The sequence below is a fragment of the Bacillus sp. FSL R9-9410 genome (assembly GCF_038050385.1).
Taxonomy (GTDB): domain Bacteria; phylum Bacillota; class Bacilli; order Bacillales; family Bacillaceae_G; genus Bacillus_A; species Bacillus_A cereus_U.
In genome coordinates, this window is record NZ_JBBOTV010000001.1 from 305,812 (window position 1) to 321,019 (window position 15,208).

The window sequence follows — 15,208 nt, forward strand, 5'->3', positions numbered from 1 at the left end:
TATTTTGGATATTATTAATAAATATATATAATTTGATAGAAATAAGTAGTAACGATACGAATTAATAGATGTAGAGCACGTTAGAGAGGAGGGGGCATATGAAAATTACAGAAGATAACGTTGCTAATCAGCTAAGGAAAAGGAACGAAAAAGCATTATACTTTATTATCGACCAGTACGGGGGACTTATAAAAAGTATTATTCAGAGGCATTTAGCTGCTTTTCAAGATGTGCAAGAGGAATGTATGGATGATGTGTTATTCGCGATTTGGAATCATATTGAAAAGTATGATGAAGAGAAAAATACATTAAAAAATTGGATTGCAGCCATTACAAAATATAAATCTATCGATTATGCGAGGAAATATGCGAAGGCAGTAAATGAAAAAGGATTAGACCAAATAGGTGAAATAGCGATGCATACCGATACTACTAAAAATGAAATTAGTAATGATATGGAACAGATATTAGATCATTTAAAGAAGAACGATAAAGACATCTTTATGAAGCATTACGTGGAAGAAGATAGTGTAGAAGACATTGCAGAAAAGATGGGGGTGAAAACTTCTTTTGTATACAATCGTTTATCGAGAGGTCGAAAGAAGTTAAGGGCTTTATTTTTACATAACCGAATGAAATAAATAAGAAAAGAGGTGAAGAAAATGAAAGATCCATATGAAATGTTAAATGATATAAAAATGGACGAGAATGAATATGAAGCAGTTAACTTAACTCACATAGAGAAAAAGAAAATAAAAAAGCGAATTCGTAAAAAAATAAAAAAGAATAAAGTTCATACGAAACGGAATGTAGCTATTCTAACATCGGCTGCGGCATTATTTATCATGATGATGACTGTAGATATGAGAAGGATGATTGCGGATATACCGTTAATCGGAAGCAAAATGGAAGACTACGTAAACAGTAGAGGAGAACCTTTAAAAGAGTATAAAACGACAATAGGACAAACAGTTTATGATAACGGTGTAGAAGTACGATTAGATGAGGTGATCATAGATGAGGGACAGATTATTGTTAATAGTACGTTTAAGTCTAGTCGTATCAATTTAGATGGTTCTTATCCTAGCCCTGATATTTATATAAACGGAAAACTGTTAAATGGTAGCGGTAGTGGCGGGGAAAAGAAAATAAATGAGTACACGTATACATTTTTCTCAAATATAGATTTAAAAGATGATGAAATGAATCCTCTAGAAATTCGAGGAGAATGTGATATACAAGTTGTATATAGAGATATTTCTTTAAAAGAGGAAAATTCAACATGGAAAGGAGAATGGGGCTTTTCCTTCAAAGCATCTGGAGATAAATTAAAAGCTGAAACGAAAACAATCCCAATCCATAAACATTTTAAATTGGAAAATGGTCAAAAAATAGAAGTGGAAGATTTAAAAGTTTCTCCTATATCTATGAAGTTGAATTATAAAATGTTGAATGGAACAAAATTAGAGGTGAAATTTATCGCAAAAGATCAAGATGGAAAAGAGTTAATACCACATTCAGGCCTTACATTATCGAAAAATAGTTATTGGCGATTTGAAAAACTAGAAGATAGTGTAACGAAAATTATCCTAACGCCTGTCCTAACTTCTGGTGAAGAGGGAGAAAAGAAAACGAATTATCGAAAAGTGTTAACAGAAGAAGAGTTTGAAGTTGTGATAAAAGAGTAAAAAGAGGTATCACAATGATACCTCTTTTTAACTCAAGAATGCCAACATATTATTCATAATATGAAGTAACATAGCTGGAATAATGGAATTTGTTTTTTTACATAAAATAGCCATCAATAACCCCGTGAAGAAAGTAATTACCATTACTCCGAGTGAGTATGTATGAGCAATACCAAAGAAGAAACTGGTTACAACTGCTGCAATCCAAAATGGAAAGCGTTCAGAGAAGAAGCGAAGTAAAAAACCACGGAAAATAAGTTCTTCGAAAATTGGGGTGAGTATCGCAAAGCTGATAAGTAGTAATATTTGATACTGTTCAAAAACGTCTAAATTTAGTGCGGAAGCTTGTTGCTTTGTTGCGTCTTGGAACACATATTTCAACAAGATATGATTGAGCGCGATGTTTATAGTGAAGAAAAGAAGTAAGTATGCGTATGTGCGCCATTTTTTAAGTGGTGTAAAGTTAAAGGATTGTAGTAATAATTTTTTTGCGGGTTCAAATTTAAAAATGAAGAATAACAACACGGCTAGTTGTAATACGATACTTGCAGTATTTGCAATAGATTCATACAGGGCAATTTGTTTTTTATTTGTAAGACCGGCTGTATAAATTGTTAAGGGCATTGCGAGGAACACAGTAATAAGTCCGGTTCCGAAAAAAGCGAATAAAACGGAGCTAATAAATTGTCCCCATGACATAGAGTATTTCTGTTCATTAGAAAGTTGTGTAGCGGATTGCATTTGTAAAATCACCTCTTTATATTTGTATATTTAATTATAAAGTATTTTGTTTTCGGATGTAATATTTAAATATTACATATAAAGGTGTATTTTTCGTAAAATAATAAAAGAGGTATCACTCTGTAGTGATGCCTCTTTTTCATTGATAACTATGTTCTGCCTTGTCATTCGATTTCTTTTGCTCTATTTGTAATTCACGCTCTACCAATCGGTCTAATTGCTGAATTGCTTTCAATGCTTTTTCATAAGAAATCGTTCTATAATGATGTGCGCCGCCTGGCTCTTCATCGGCTTCATCCGCCCACTTAATAACGTTTTGTAGAGGTGTTCTTTCAAGTGTTTGTTCTAGTAGGAAAGAATCAGTGTGCAGAAGAATTGCAACAGAAATTTCTTTTGCTAGTTTCGGATGTTCTCCTAATCTAATAAGCAATTTATGAGATCTTTCTGCCCCTTTAATCGCATGTATATCATTCTTTTTATACAAGTCATAGTCCCATTCGCCGCCTGTGTACCACGTATGATGTCCGATATCATGAAGGAAGCCAGCCTTTGTCGCAGCATCGACTGAGGCGTGATGCTTTTTGGCTAAGTGAAACGCATGGTAAGCGACAGCAATCGCGTGGACCATTCCAGAACGGTTTACATATTTTTGTGTAATGTGATGTTTAAAAATTTGTTCAAGCGTAATACGGTGCATAAAACATTCACTCCTTTTATCCAATGATGTATATGAAGAAAAATCGATCGGTTTAAATGTATTTTGAACATTGTACTCCATCAATCAGCGTTAGTAAAGTAGAAATGTTTAGGAGAAGAAAAAATTTATAGACATAAAAGGTCACCTTAGTTTTTTTTCTAAGGTGACCTTTTATTGCTTATTTTTTTAAACCTTGCTCCAGTGTTCCTAACATTTCGTGTTTTTCATTTTCATCAGCATTTTTCCAAATGACTTCGAATAAAACGCCAAGACCTGGAAGCATTTTTTCTTCACCGCTTTGAATTGCATCGACAATCGTTTCTTGTAATTGGTCTTGTGAATTTCCAGATACATTCGCTAATACAGCGCCGCGTAAATTAAAACTCATTATCTTCACCTCTTCTTCAGAATTGAAACTGACGTTAGTTTTTGTTCTTTTTTATGTAAATATGTATGAAAAATAGGCTATAATGATAAGACAAGAAGAGAGGGAAATACATATTATGAAAAACATTGATTCAGTACAAAACCCGCGTGTGAAGCAGTGGAAAAAGCTGCAGACGAAAAAAGAGCGCGATAACAAAGGGTTATTTTTTGTAGAAGGATTCCATTTAGTAGAGGAAGCGTTAAAGGCAGGAGTTGTAACAGAACTTATCGTTTCAGATCAGACAGATCTTCCGAAAGATTGGACAGTTAATGATGTTGAAATGTATATTGTGCCTGAAGCAATTGTAAAAATACTTCGCGAAACAGAAACAACGCAAGGCGTATTTGCTGTTTGTGAGAAACATGAGAAAGAAGTAGCTCTTACGGATGGGAAATTTCTTTTATTAGACGGCCTTCAAGACCCAGGTAATTTGGGAACGATTATTCGTACAGCTGATGCAGCTGGTATTCATGCCGTTGTGCTTGGAGAAGGGTGCGTTGATGTTTATAATAGTAAAGTACTACGATCTACACAAGGTTCTATTTTCCACTTACCGGTTGTAAAAGGGAACTTAGAAGAGTGGGTAGACAAGTTAAAAGAAAATAACGTCCCTGTATATGGAACAGCTCTTGAAAATGGAGTTCCATTTGGTGAAGTAACACCGGCCGGAAGTTTTGCATTAATTGTAGGAAATGAAGGAAGCGGCGTACGCCAAGAAATTCTTGCGAAAAGTGATCAAAACTTGTATATTCCGATTTACGGCGGGGCAGAATCATTAAATGTTGCGGTCGCAGCAGGGATTTTAACGTATTATTTACAAAGCCCAGTTGCGAACAAATAAAAAACTTCTTATAATAAGTTGAAGTATATGTTCGTAATGAACATACAATAAAAGTTAAATAACGAAAAACGTTGATAGAGAAGAGTAGCTTGCAAAATCGCCATATAGGGAGAGAGTGCCGTAGACTGAAAGCATTCTTATGGTAGATGGAAGTGAATTCACCTCTGGAGTTGACGCCAGGACCATTTATATGTAAAGGCGTTCCGGTCAGAATTGATCGTTATAACTAATGAGTGGGCAGACTTGTTCTGTCAATTTAGGGTGGTACCGCGAATTTACCTCGTCCCTTTTTGGGAGCGGGGTTTTTTTATTTTTAAAATTAGGAGGGTTCCAAATGGAAGCACGTTTAAAAGAGCTAAAGCAAAAAGCGTTAGAGCTTATTGAAGAAGCGAAAGAGCTAAAGGGCTTAAACGACGTACGCGTAGCGTATTTAGGGAAAAAAGGTCCAATTACAGAAGTATTACGCGGCATGGGAAAATTATCAGCAGAAGAGCGTCCACGTATGGGAGCATTAGTAAATGAAGTACGTGAAGCGATTCAAACGCGTTTAGAAGACAAAATTGGCAACTTAGAAAAAGCAGTAATTGAGGCGAAATTAGCTACTGAAACAATTGATGTTACACTGCCAGGTCGTCCTGTTGAAACAGGTTGTCACCATCCGTTAACAGCAGTTGTTGAACAAATTGAAGATGTATTCATCGGTATGGGTTATGAAGTAGCTGAAGGAACAGAAGTAGAAAAAGACTACTACAACTTCGAAGCATTGAACTTACCGAAAGATCACCCAGCGCGTGATATGCAAGATACATTCTACATTACAGAAGAAACGTTACTACGTACACATACATCTTCTGTGCAAGCACGTACGATGGAAAAGAATAAAGAAAAAGGACCAATTAAAATTATTTGTCCTGGTAAAGTGTATCGCCGCGATGACGATGATGCGACGCATTCACACCAATTCATGCAAATTGAAGGTCTTGTAATTGATAAAAACATTCGCATGAGTGACTTAAAAGGTACACTGCAAGTATTCGTGAAAAAGATGTTCGGTGAAGATCGTGAAATCCGTCTTCGTCCAAGTTTCTTCCCATTCACAGAGCCATCTGTAGAGATGGATATTTCTTGTATGATGTGTCACGGTAAAGGTTGTGGCACTTGTAAAGGGACTGGCTGGATCGAAATTTTAGGAGCAGGTATGGTTCACCCGAACGTACTTGAAATGGCTGGTTATGATTCAACAGAATATCAAGGTTTCGCATTCGGTATGGGCGCAGAGCGTATCGCAATGTTGAAATACGGCGTAGATGACATTCGTCATTTCTATACAAATGATGTACGTTTCTTACAACAATTCAAACGAGCGTAAGGGAAGGAGAGGATAAATATGTTCGTATCATATCGTTGGTTACAAGAGTATGTAGATATTAAAGATGTAACAGCACAAGAACTAGCAGACAAAATCACGAAAAGTGGTATTGAAGTAGAGGGTGTTGAAGTATTAAATAAAGGTGTAAAAGGTGTTGTAGTTGGTCACGTATTAGAATGTGAAAAACACCCGGAAGCTGATAAATTAAGCAAATGCTTAATCGATATTGGTGAAGAAGAGCCAGTTCAAATTATTTGTGGAGCTGCTAATATTGCAAAAGGTTTAAAAGTACCAGTTGCAAAAGTTGGCGCTGTACTTCCTGGTAACTTCAAAATTAAAAAAGCAAAACTACGCGGGGAAGCTTCTCACGGTATGGTTTGTGCTCTTCAAGAGCTTGGTATTGATGGGAAATTCGTTGCGAAAGAATATGCAGACGGTATCTTCATCTTCCCAAGTGATGCTGAAGTTGGTGCAGATGCACTTGAAATTTTAAACTTACATGATGAAGTGCTTGAGCTTGGTTTAACACCAAACCGTGCAGATTGCTTAAACATGTTAGGTGTTGCATATGAAGTAGCTGCTATTTACGGCCGTGAAGTGAAGCTTCCAGCTATCAGCTTACAAGAATCAGCAGAAAAAACAGCTGATTACATTTCTGTAAGTGTAGAAGCGAAAGAAGAAAACCCGTTATACATTGCAAAAATGGTGAAGAACGTAAAGATTGGTCCATCACCAATGTGGATGCAAACTCGCCTTATGGCAGCTGGCATTCGTCCAATTAGTAATGTAGTTGATATTACAAACTACATTTTAATGGAATACGGTCAACCGTTACATGCATTCGATTACGATAAATTAGGTTCAAAAGAAATCGTTGTTCGTCTAGCTAAAGAAGACGAAAAGATTCAAACATTAGATGATCAAGAGCGTAAATTACAAAGCCACCACCTTGTTATTACAAACGGTGAAAAAGCTTTAGCTGTTGCTGGTGTAATGGGCGGGGCGGATTCTGAAGTTGATAGCGAGACAGTAAACGTTCTAATTGAGTCTGCATACTTTGCAGGTCAAACCGTGCGCCGTACATCAAAAGATTTAGGTCTTCGTAGCGAATCAAGTGCACGTTTTGAAAAAGGAATCGATCCAACACGTACATTTGAAGCGATTCAACATGCAGCTGCTTTAATGGGAAAATACGCTGGCGGAGAAGCACTTGAAGGTGTAGTAGAAGCTGATAACTTACAAGTACAAGAACGTACAGTATCTGTTACTGCTGAAAAAGTAAACCGTGTATTAGGTACAGATATTTCTGCGAGTGAAATGGGTACAATGTTCACAAACTTAAAATTCCCATTCACAGAAGTAGAAGGAACATTCCATGTGAATGTACCGGCACGTCGTCCTGACATTACAATTTCAGAAGACTTAGTAGAAGAAGTAGGTCGTCTGTATGGTTATGATCACATTCCAGTTACATTACCATCTGGAACGATGACACGTGGTAAATTAACATCAGCACAAACGAAACGTCGTATAGTACGCCGCTTCCTAGAAGGTGCTGGTTTATATGAAGCAATCACATATTCATTAACAAGCGCTGACAAAGCGAAACAATATATGGTTGAGCCGAACGAAAAAGCTCCTGTCAATCTTGCGCTTCCAATGAGCGAAGAGCGTAGCCAACTTCGTTTAAGCTTAGTGCCACAATTGTTAGAAGCAGTTTCATACAATGTTGCACGCAAAAACGACAGCGTTGCTTTATATGAAGTAGGTTCTATCTTCTTACCAACAGAAGCAGGTCAACTTCCGAAAGAAGAACAACATCTTGCAGGTGTTATGACAGGTCTTGCTCTTCACCATGCATGGCAAGGTGAGAAGAAAGTTGTAGACTTCTTCGTTGTTAAAGGTGTGTTAGAAGGATTATTCGATGTACTTGGCGTTGCAAACCAAATCACTTATGCACCAGCAAAACGTGAAGGTATGCACCCAGGCCGTACAGCTGACGTCGTATTAGATGGTGAAGCAATCGGGTTCATCGGTCAATTGCATCCGGAAACAGAAAAACAATTAGATGTGAAAAATACATTCGTATTTGAATTATCTCTTGCAAAAGTATTCGGTACAGACGCTGAAGAAACTTACTACTCAGCAATTCCACGTTTCCCATCTATGACACGTGATATGGCTGTTGTAGTAACAACAGAAACAAAAGCTGGTGAAATGAAGCAAGTCATTGCTGAAGCTGGCGGAGAACTTCTAAAAGAAGTAACACTATTCGACTTATACGAAGGTGAAAAAATGGAAGAAGGCAAGAAATCACTTGCATTCTCTATGAACTACTTCGATGCAGAACGTACATTAACAGACGAAGAAGTAACAGAAGCACATAGCCGTGTATTAACAGCGGTAGAAGAGAAATTTGGTGCGGAGTTACGTAAGTAATGAGAAATTGCCGGATTAAGTCCGGCAATTTTTTATGGCACGATTGTCGGAAAATGTCGGTAAGTCGATATATTACAAAAATCGCCGATATATTTGGAGTTACGGTCGATATATTGCGAAAATCGCTGATATATTTTTTGGCATCTTGCATCTTTCCCTCGAATGTAGTACATTAATTTTAGTTTAACAAAATGAAAGACGATGATAAGGAAAAGTAGTATATACTATAATCCAAAGCGAGTCAGGGGCGGTGAGAGCCTGATGAGGCGGTATATGTGAAGAACACCTTGGAGTTGCTAACCGAAATTGAAACTTGTATTCAAGAGTAGACTTAGACGGGAATCCGGCCTGTTACAAACCGGGAAGTATGTATTACATACGAGTTAAAGTTGGTCTTTATGACAAATTGGGTGGTACCGCGAAGTTTAACCTTTCGTCCCTTTATGGATGAAAGGTTTTTTTGTATTTAAATATATGAGTAAAGGAGAATTTTACTATGGAAAACACATTAGTAAAAAGTCTGTATAGAGATACAGATAAATACGCAGATCAAACAGTACAAGTATCAGGTTGGATTCGTAACTTACGTGATTCAAAAGCATTTGGTTTCATCGAATTAAACGACGGTAGCTTCTTCAAAGGTGTTCAAATCGTTTTCGATACAGAATTAGAGAACTTCAAAGAAATTGCAAAGCTTCCACTAAGCTCTTCAGTTAAAGTAGAAGGTAAAGTAATTGCAACACCTGGAGCGAAGCAACCATTTGAAATTAAAGCAGAAAAAATTGATATCGAGGGCTTATCAGATTCTGATTACCCACTTCAAAAGAAGCGTCACACGTTTGAATACTTACGTACAATCGCTCACTTACGTCCAAGAACAAATGCATTCTCTGCAACATTCCGCGTGCGTTCTATCGCAGCATTTGCAATTCACCAATTCTTCCAAGAGCGTGGATTTGTACATGTTCACACACCAATTATCACTGGTAGTGATACAGAAGGTGCAGGCGAAATGTTCCGCGTAACAACGCAAGATTTAAATAACGTACCTAAAGGTGAAGACGGACAAGTTGACGAATCAAAAGACTTCTTCGGCAAAGAAACAAACTTAACAGTAAGTGGACAGCTGAATGCTGAAGCTTATGCGTTAGCGTTCCGTGATGTGTACACATTCGGACCTACATTCCGTGCAGAAAACTCAAACACAACTCGCCACGCAGCGGAGTTCTGGATGGTTGAGCCTGAGATTGCATTCGCTGAATTAGGTGATGTAATGGATCTTACAGAAGATATGCTGAAATATGCAATGAAATACGTACTAGAGCATGCACCAGAAGAAATGGACTTCTTCAACAGCTTCGTTGATAAAACAGTTCTAGAGCGCATGAACAACGTGATCAACTCTGACTTCGGTCGCATCACTTATACAGAAGCAATTAAAGTACTTCAAGAATCAGGTGCTGAATTCAAATACCCAGTAGAATGGGGTATTGACTTACAAACAGAGCACGAAAGATACTTATCAGAAGAAATCTTCAAACGCCCTGTATTCGTAACTGACTATCCGAAAGACATTAAAGCATTCTACATGCGTATGAACGAAGATGGTAAAACAGTAGCAGCTACTGACCTTCTAGTTCCTGGCATCGGCGAATTAATCGGCGGTAGCCAACGTGAAGAAAGAATGGACGTTTTAGTAGACAGAATTAAAGAATTAGGTATGAACGAAGAGGACTACTGGTGGTACTTAGAACTTAGAAAATACGGCGGTACAAAACACGCTGGATTCGGTCTAGGTTTCGAGCGCTTCCTAATGTACATCACTGGTATGGCTAACATCCGTGACGTAATTCCATTCCCAAGAACTCCAGGTTCTTCAGAGTTTTAAGATGAAAAAAGCGAGAGCAACTGCTCTCGCTTTTTTTGTTTGGAAAAATGTTGTTCATAGGTTCGTTCATATCTCACATATAGTAAAACGAATGAAATATTTATGGGCAAGGGAAGGGGTTTTTGTACAATGGGGGAGATTCCAAGTCATACAAAGTGGACACTGCATGACAAGTATGTGGTGATTACTGGTGCAACAAGTGGTATTGGATTAGCGGCAGCTAAGGCATTTGCAGAGCGCGGTGCCAAACTAGGAATCATTGCACGTAACGAGGAAAAAGCGAATGCTGCTATTGCTCAAATTAAGGATGTAACGAATGGGGATGTGATGATAGATCTATTTTTAGCTGATATGGCTTCCCAACAATCTATACGCCGGGTAGCTACTGATATTTTGGAAAGGTGTCCGAGAATAGATATATTAGTGAATAATGCTGGTGCTTTATTTCAAACAAGGCAGCTTACAGAGGACGATTTGGAGATGACTTGGGCGGTTAACCATTTAGGTCCATTCCTAATCACTAATTTGCTGTTGGAGCGTTTAAAAGAAAGTGCTCCTGCTCGTGTTATCACCACCGCATCTCACGGTCACAAAATGGCTAAAAAGGGAATTGATTTCGGTGATTTAGATGCAGAACAACTTTATCGTGGTGTTAAGAAATTCATGGGTGGTCCTACAATGCGTTATGCTCAATCAAAACTAGCAAATATTTTATTTACCGCTGAATTGGCAAAGCGGTTGGAGGGGACGGGTGTTAGTGCATACAGCTTCGATCCAGGGCTAGTGGCTACGAATTTCAACCAGGACAATGGTCTAGTTGCTCGCTTAACTATGGCAGCAATGAAACCTTTCTCTCGTACACCCGAGAAAGGTGCTGAAACTCTAATATGGCTAGCAGAATCAACTGAATTTACTGATCATAGTGGTTATTACTATGCCGATAAGCAAATAGGAAAAATGTCTGAAGCTGCCTTGGATAAGGATGCCGCAAAACGTCTATGGGACATTAGTGAAAAACAGACAGGAGGATAAAAGAGTAGCCAGTATATGTTCAGATGGTTATGCTGAATAGTTTTTTACTCTTAAGTGAAAAGTAATCTTGGGGGTGATTGTAATGAGTAAGAAAGTGAAAACAGACCATTCTAGATCAAGCTTAGGTTCTCCGGAAGTGGAAGGACAAGGAACGACTACGCATGAAACGGGTTCTTATAAAGTACCTTCATCAAATAAGAAGCAGAAACGAAGTTAAACATAAAAAGGGAGTCATGGAGACTCTCTTTTTTAGGTGAATAGTAAATGAATATATATCAGATTAAATTTAAATATATAGATATACAGAAGAAGTGCGGCGAAAATAGGAACGTGTGAGATCCTATTTATCCATTTTTCATTCATAAAAGGCGAAAAGAATTCAATTCTTTTCGCCTTGTTTAGTTCATCCATATCCTGTCGATACTAAAAAGTAGTTATTTTTTCAGTAACCGAAACGCCTTCTCTGTATTAGCAAAATGCACTTTCACAAACTCAGGTAGTCTTTCTTTACCGACTTTTTGAATTAATTTAGCAGCGGCAATATCAACTTGTTTACCAGCACCTTTTGGAAGTGGCATACCAGCTTTTTTGCTTAGTTCATCAAATTGTTTTACGAATGAGTAACGAGCTAAAATGGAAGCAGCAGCTACTGCTAAATGGACACTTTCTCCTTTTGTAGCGAAGTAAACATCTTCACGTTGTACCTGTTTTTGTTTCGCTAAATATTTATAGTATGTATCAGGCTGTGTAAATTGGTCGATTAAGATGCCTTCTGGTTTGGTAGGTGCTATTTTCGCTAGTAAGTTTGTAATTGCTTTGTTATGTAGTAAAGCTTTTAGTTTACCTTGGTTGTTTCCTTTATCAAATAGCTCGTTATATTTTTCATTATGAAGAACGAGGGAGCTGTAAGGAACAACGTGAAGGAGTTGTTTTGCAATCTCAGCAATTTGAGCATCATTTAAGTTTTTGGAGTCTTTTACACCGAGTTCTTTTAAAAGTGGAATTTGCTTCGCATCCACATATACAGCAACTACTGTCATCGGTCCGAAATAATCACCAGTACCTACTTCGTCTGATCCTAAAATAGACATTGTGCCGATGGAAGCGGGCGGCGCATAACGATGTGAATTGACCGATTTTTTTACAGCTGATTTTGGTGTTTGAGAGACGGTTTGCCAACGAGAAGCTTCTGCTTCAGCACGTCCACCTTGAAACATCACTTTCCCTGATTTATAAGCTGTAATTGTGCAAGATGGAACCTTTGCCATAAAGATACCGCCTTGCGGAATTTTGGGGCTAAGTGCTTGTTTGTATTGTTGTTTCATGTCTTCAATTACTGTAGAACTTGTTTGTATTACGATAGAATTTGACAAAATGGTCGCTCCTTTTTTATGTTGTTATTTTTATGATATCGGATTGTTCTTTCTGTTTCCATATTATGATGGTTCATGGTATGATAAACTTTAGGATTCTGTACGTGATTGGAGGCCGGTGAGTTGTCACAACAAAAGGGAAATAAAAGTCGAATTAATGTAGAAATATATGGTCAACAATATTCAGTTGTTGGCGATGAAAGTACAAGTCATATCCGCATGGTAGCAGCGATTGTGGATGATAAAATGCGCGAACTCAATGCCAAGAATCCTTCGCTTGATACGAGTAGACTAGCGGTATTGACGGCGGTAAACGTCATACACGATTACATAAAATTAAAAGAAGAACATGAGAAATTGAAAGAAAGTATGACACAAAAAGGAATTGAATAAACATGATTGATATTATTATCATTTTATTGCTTGTTATGGGATTCTTCCTCGGTTTACGCAGAGGATTTATTTTGCAACTTGTAAAGTTAACAAGCTTTATTATCGCATACCTCGTTGCATACTGGTATTGTAAAGATTTAGCGCCAGCACTTGCGAAAATTATTCCGTATCCATTTGATAAGAATGTTTCTGTTCCAGAATGGATAGATGCGAATAATATTGAGGGTGTCTTCTATCAAGCAATTGCGTTTATCGTATTATTTATTATTACAAAAATCGCACTTTCACTACTTGGTAATTTACTGAATATGTTTGCAGAAATCCCAGTTTTAAAGCAAGTCAATGCGGTTGCTGGGGCACTTCTTGGCTTTTTAGAAGTGTATATCATTCTGTTTGTCTTAATTATTGTTGGATCAATTCTTCCAATTGAACAAATACAAACACCATTACAAAAATCATCAATTAGCAAAATAATTGTAGACGATACACCGATTCTTTCTGAAAAGGTGAAGGAACTATGGCAGACAGGTAGCAGAGTGTAACTTCTCTTTTTTCGGAAAGAGAAGTTTTTTTCTATGAAAGAAAGGCGGGGCAATGATGAAAGTGAATAAAAAACAAGTTATCAAATTACTAGAGACAATCGGCCTGTTTATGGAACTAAAGGGCGCAAATCCATTTAAAATATCTGCATTCCGTAAAGCGGCGGCAGCGCTAGAAAGTGATGACCGTAGTCTTTCTGAAATTGAAGATTTCACAAAGATTCCAGGTATCGGAAAAGGAACGGCAGCAGTTATTCAAGAATATATAGAATCGGGAACATCTGAAGTACTACAAGAACTTGAAAAAGAAGTGCCAAGCAGTTTATTACCACTATTAAAATTACCAGGGCTTGGTGGCAAAAAAGTAGCGAAGTTGTATAAAGAGCTTGGTGTTATTGATATGGAAACATTGCAAAAGGCCTGTGAAGAAAATAAAGTACAAGCTTTAGCGGGATTCGGTAAGAAAACAGAAGAGAAAATATTAGAAGCAATTGATCAAGTAGGCTCTCGTCCAGAGCGTTTACCAATTGCGATGGTATTGCCTATTGCCGGGGAAATAGAGGAGAAATTGTCGAATGTTGCTGAAGTAATTCGCTTCTCACGCGCTGGTAGTTTGCGCCGTGTTCGTGAGACAGTGAAGGACTTAGATTTCATCATTGCAACGACAGAGCCAGCAGTAGTACGTGAACATTTACTACAATTTGATAATATGATTGAAGTGATTGCAAGTGGAGATACGAAAGTATCTGTTCGTCTTCAATATGAATATGATATTTCAATTGACTTTCGCTTAGTAAAACCAGAAGAATTTATTACAACTCTTCACCATTTCACAGGATCAAAAGATCATAATGTGAAAATGCGCCAAATCGCGAAAGATAGAGGCGAGAAAATTAGTGAATACGGTGTGGAAATCTTAGAGACAGGTGAAGTGAAAACATTCGAAACAGAAGAAGCATTCTTCGCCCACTTTGGCCTTCCATTCATCCCACCAGAAGTGCGTGAAGATGGAAAAGAAATTGAATTAATTAAAGAGTATCCGAACTTAATTCAGTTCTCTCATATACAGGGTGATTTACATATGCATACAACGTGGAGTGACGGTGCTTTTTCAATTGAGGAAATGGTACAAGCATGTCGTGCTCGTGGGTATAAATTTATGGCAATTACTGATCACTCGCAATACTTGAAAGTAGCGAACGGTTTAACGAAAGAGCGTCTTCGCGAGCAAGCGACAGAAATTGAACGTATGAATGAAAAGTATCCAGACATTACAATTTTGCGCGGAATCGAAATGGACATTTTACCAGATGCAACACTTGATTTTGACGATGAAGTATTAGCAGAACTAGATTATGTCATTGGAGCTATTCACTCTAGCTTCTCACAAGACCGTGAAACGATTATGAAACGACTTCGTACTGCACTTGAGAATAAGCATGTCACAATGATTGCCCATCCGACAGGACGTCTTCTTGGGCGCCGTGAGGGTTACGATGTAGATACAGATTTATTAATCCAGCTCGCAAAAGAAACAAATACAGTTTTAGAATTAAATGCAAATCCAAACCGTTTAGATTTAAGTGCGAAATTATTAAAACAAGCACAAGATGCTGGTGTAAAAGTAGCGATTAATACGGATGCCCATACACTTGAAATGTTAGAAGATATGGAAACAGGTGTAGCAGCAGCGCGTAAAGGTTGGATTCAAAAAGATAACGTGATTAACACATGGGATATTGAACGTTTATTAGACTATATTAAACGTAATAAGTAATACA

15 protein-coding genes and 2 other annotated features are annotated in these 15,208 nt (G+C 37.6%); of the genes, 11 read left to right on the forward strand and 4 right to left on the reverse strand.

What is annotated here, in order from left to right; all coding sequences use genetic code 11:
- The first annotated feature begins 98 nt into the window (after window positions 1-98).
- Together MKX77_RS01695 and MKX77_RS01700 are read left to right on the forward strand one after the other, a co-directional pair.
- Window positions 99-641 (forward strand): sigma-70 family RNA polymerase sigma factor, encoded by a 543-nt coding sequence (locus MKX77_RS01695; RefSeq protein WP_341305650.1) that lies wholly within the window; start codon window positions 99-101, stop codon window positions 639-641.
- A gap of 21 nt (window positions 642-662) precedes the next feature.
- A complete protein-coding gene (locus tag MKX77_RS01700; RefSeq protein ID WP_341305651.1) occupies window positions 663-1,688 on the forward strand; it encodes a DUF4179 domain-containing protein in 1,026 nt (341 codons plus the stop codon).
- Window positions 1,689-1,715: 27 nt separating this feature from the next.
- Here the strand turns inward: MKX77_RS01700 and MKX77_RS01705 are convergent, their stop codons facing one another.
- The 3 genes from MKX77_RS01705 to sspI form a co-directional block, all read right to left on the reverse strand.
- Window positions 1,716-2,429, reverse strand: a complete 714-nt coding sequence (locus MKX77_RS01705) for a CPBP family intramembrane glutamic endopeptidase (protein WP_341305652.1) — start codon at window positions 2,427-2,429, stop codon at window positions 1,716-1,718.
- Window positions 2,430-2,568: 139 nt separating this feature from the next.
- On the reverse strand, window positions 2,569-3,126 hold the full coding sequence (locus MKX77_RS01710; protein ID WP_078179653.1) for an HD domain-containing protein: 558 nt from the start codon (window positions 3,124-3,126) through the stop codon (window positions 2,569-2,571).
- A gap of 178 nt (window positions 3,127-3,304) precedes the next feature.
- Window positions 3,305-3,514: a small acid-soluble spore protein SspI gene (gene sspI / locus MKX77_RS01715; RefSeq protein WP_000009511.1), complete on the reverse strand. Its 210-nt coding sequence runs from the start codon at window positions 3,512-3,514 to the stop codon at window positions 3,305-3,307.
- Window positions 3,515-3,596: 82 nt separating this feature from the next.
- Here sspI and MKX77_RS01720 point away from each other — a divergent pair, with 82 nt between their 5' ends.
- The 6 genes from MKX77_RS01720 to MKX77_RS01745 all read left to right on the forward strand — a co-directional run bounded on the left by MKX77_RS01720 (window position 3,597) and on the right by MKX77_RS01745 (window position 11,339).
- The gene (locus tag MKX77_RS01720) at window positions 3,597-4,394 is read left to right on the forward strand and encodes a TrmH family RNA methyltransferase (RefSeq protein ID WP_341305653.1); all 798 of its coding nucleotides are present in this window, start codon (window positions 3,597-3,599) and stop codon (window positions 4,392-4,394) included.
- 62 nt (window positions 4,395-4,456) lie between these two features.
- Window positions 4,457-4,685: a binding site (T-box leader), on the forward strand.
- 43 nt (window positions 4,686-4,728) lie between these two features.
- Complete coding sequence (gene pheS, locus MKX77_RS01725) at window positions 4,729-5,763, forward strand: phenylalanine--tRNA ligase subunit alpha (RefSeq protein ID WP_016106312.1); 1,035 nt, start codon at window positions 4,729-4,731, stop codon at window positions 5,761-5,763.
- A gap of 18 nt (window positions 5,764-5,781) precedes the next feature.
- Window positions 5,782-8,202: a phenylalanine--tRNA ligase subunit beta gene (pheT, locus tag MKX77_RS01730; RefSeq protein WP_341305654.1), complete on the forward strand. Its 2,421-nt coding sequence runs from the start codon at window positions 5,782-5,784 to the stop codon at window positions 8,200-8,202.
- 192 nt (window positions 8,203-8,394) lie between these two features.
- Window positions 8,395-8,646, forward strand: a binding site (T-box leader).
- Window positions 8,647-8,698: 52 nt separating this feature from the next.
- Window positions 8,699-10,090: an asparagine--tRNA ligase gene (asnS, locus tag MKX77_RS01735; protein ID WP_002034242.1), complete on the forward strand. Its 1,392-nt coding sequence runs from the start codon at window positions 8,699-8,701 to the stop codon at window positions 10,088-10,090.
- 129 nt (window positions 10,091-10,219) lie between these two features.
- On the forward strand, window positions 10,220-11,122 hold the full coding sequence (locus MKX77_RS01740) for an SDR family oxidoreductase (protein WP_085312480.1): 903 nt from the start codon (window positions 10,220-10,222) through the stop codon (window positions 11,120-11,122).
- A gap of 82 nt (window positions 11,123-11,204) precedes the next feature.
- Window positions 11,205-11,339, forward strand: a complete 135-nt coding sequence (locus MKX77_RS01745) for a YuzL family protein (RefSeq protein ID WP_002112167.1) — start codon at window positions 11,205-11,207, stop codon at window positions 11,337-11,339.
- 217 nt (window positions 11,340-11,556) lie between these two features.
- Here MKX77_RS01745 and rnhC read toward each other — a convergent pair whose 3' ends face one another.
- Window positions 11,557-12,495, reverse strand: coding sequence for a ribonuclease HIII (rnhC, locus tag MKX77_RS01750; RefSeq protein WP_204208444.1), 939 nt, complete (start codon window positions 12,493-12,495; stop codon window positions 11,557-11,559).
- Between the two features lie 123 nt (window positions 12,496-12,618).
- On the opposite strand from rnhC, the gene zapA reads away from it, so the two are divergent.
- From zapA to polX, 3 genes are read left to right on the forward strand one after another with little or no spacing between them, the layout of a single operon-like run.
- Entirely contained in the window at window positions 12,619-12,888 is a 270-nt protein-coding gene (gene zapA / locus MKX77_RS01755) for a cell division protein ZapA (RefSeq protein WP_002112165.1), read from the forward strand.
- A 2-nt stretch (window positions 12,889-12,890) separates the two neighbouring features.
- Window positions 12,891-13,430 carry a CvpA family protein gene (locus MKX77_RS01760; protein WP_002015450.1) on the forward strand — a complete coding sequence of 180 codons (540 nt, stop codon included), beginning with the start codon at window positions 12,891-12,893 and terminating at the stop codon, window positions 13,428-13,430.
- A 55-nt stretch (window positions 13,431-13,485) separates the two neighbouring features.
- On the forward strand, window positions 13,486-15,204 hold the full coding sequence (polX, locus tag MKX77_RS01765) for a DNA polymerase/3'-5' exonuclease PolX (RefSeq protein ID WP_341305655.1): 1,719 nt from the start codon (window positions 13,486-13,488) through the stop codon (window positions 15,202-15,204).
- Window positions 15,205-15,208: the final 4 nt, after the last annotated feature.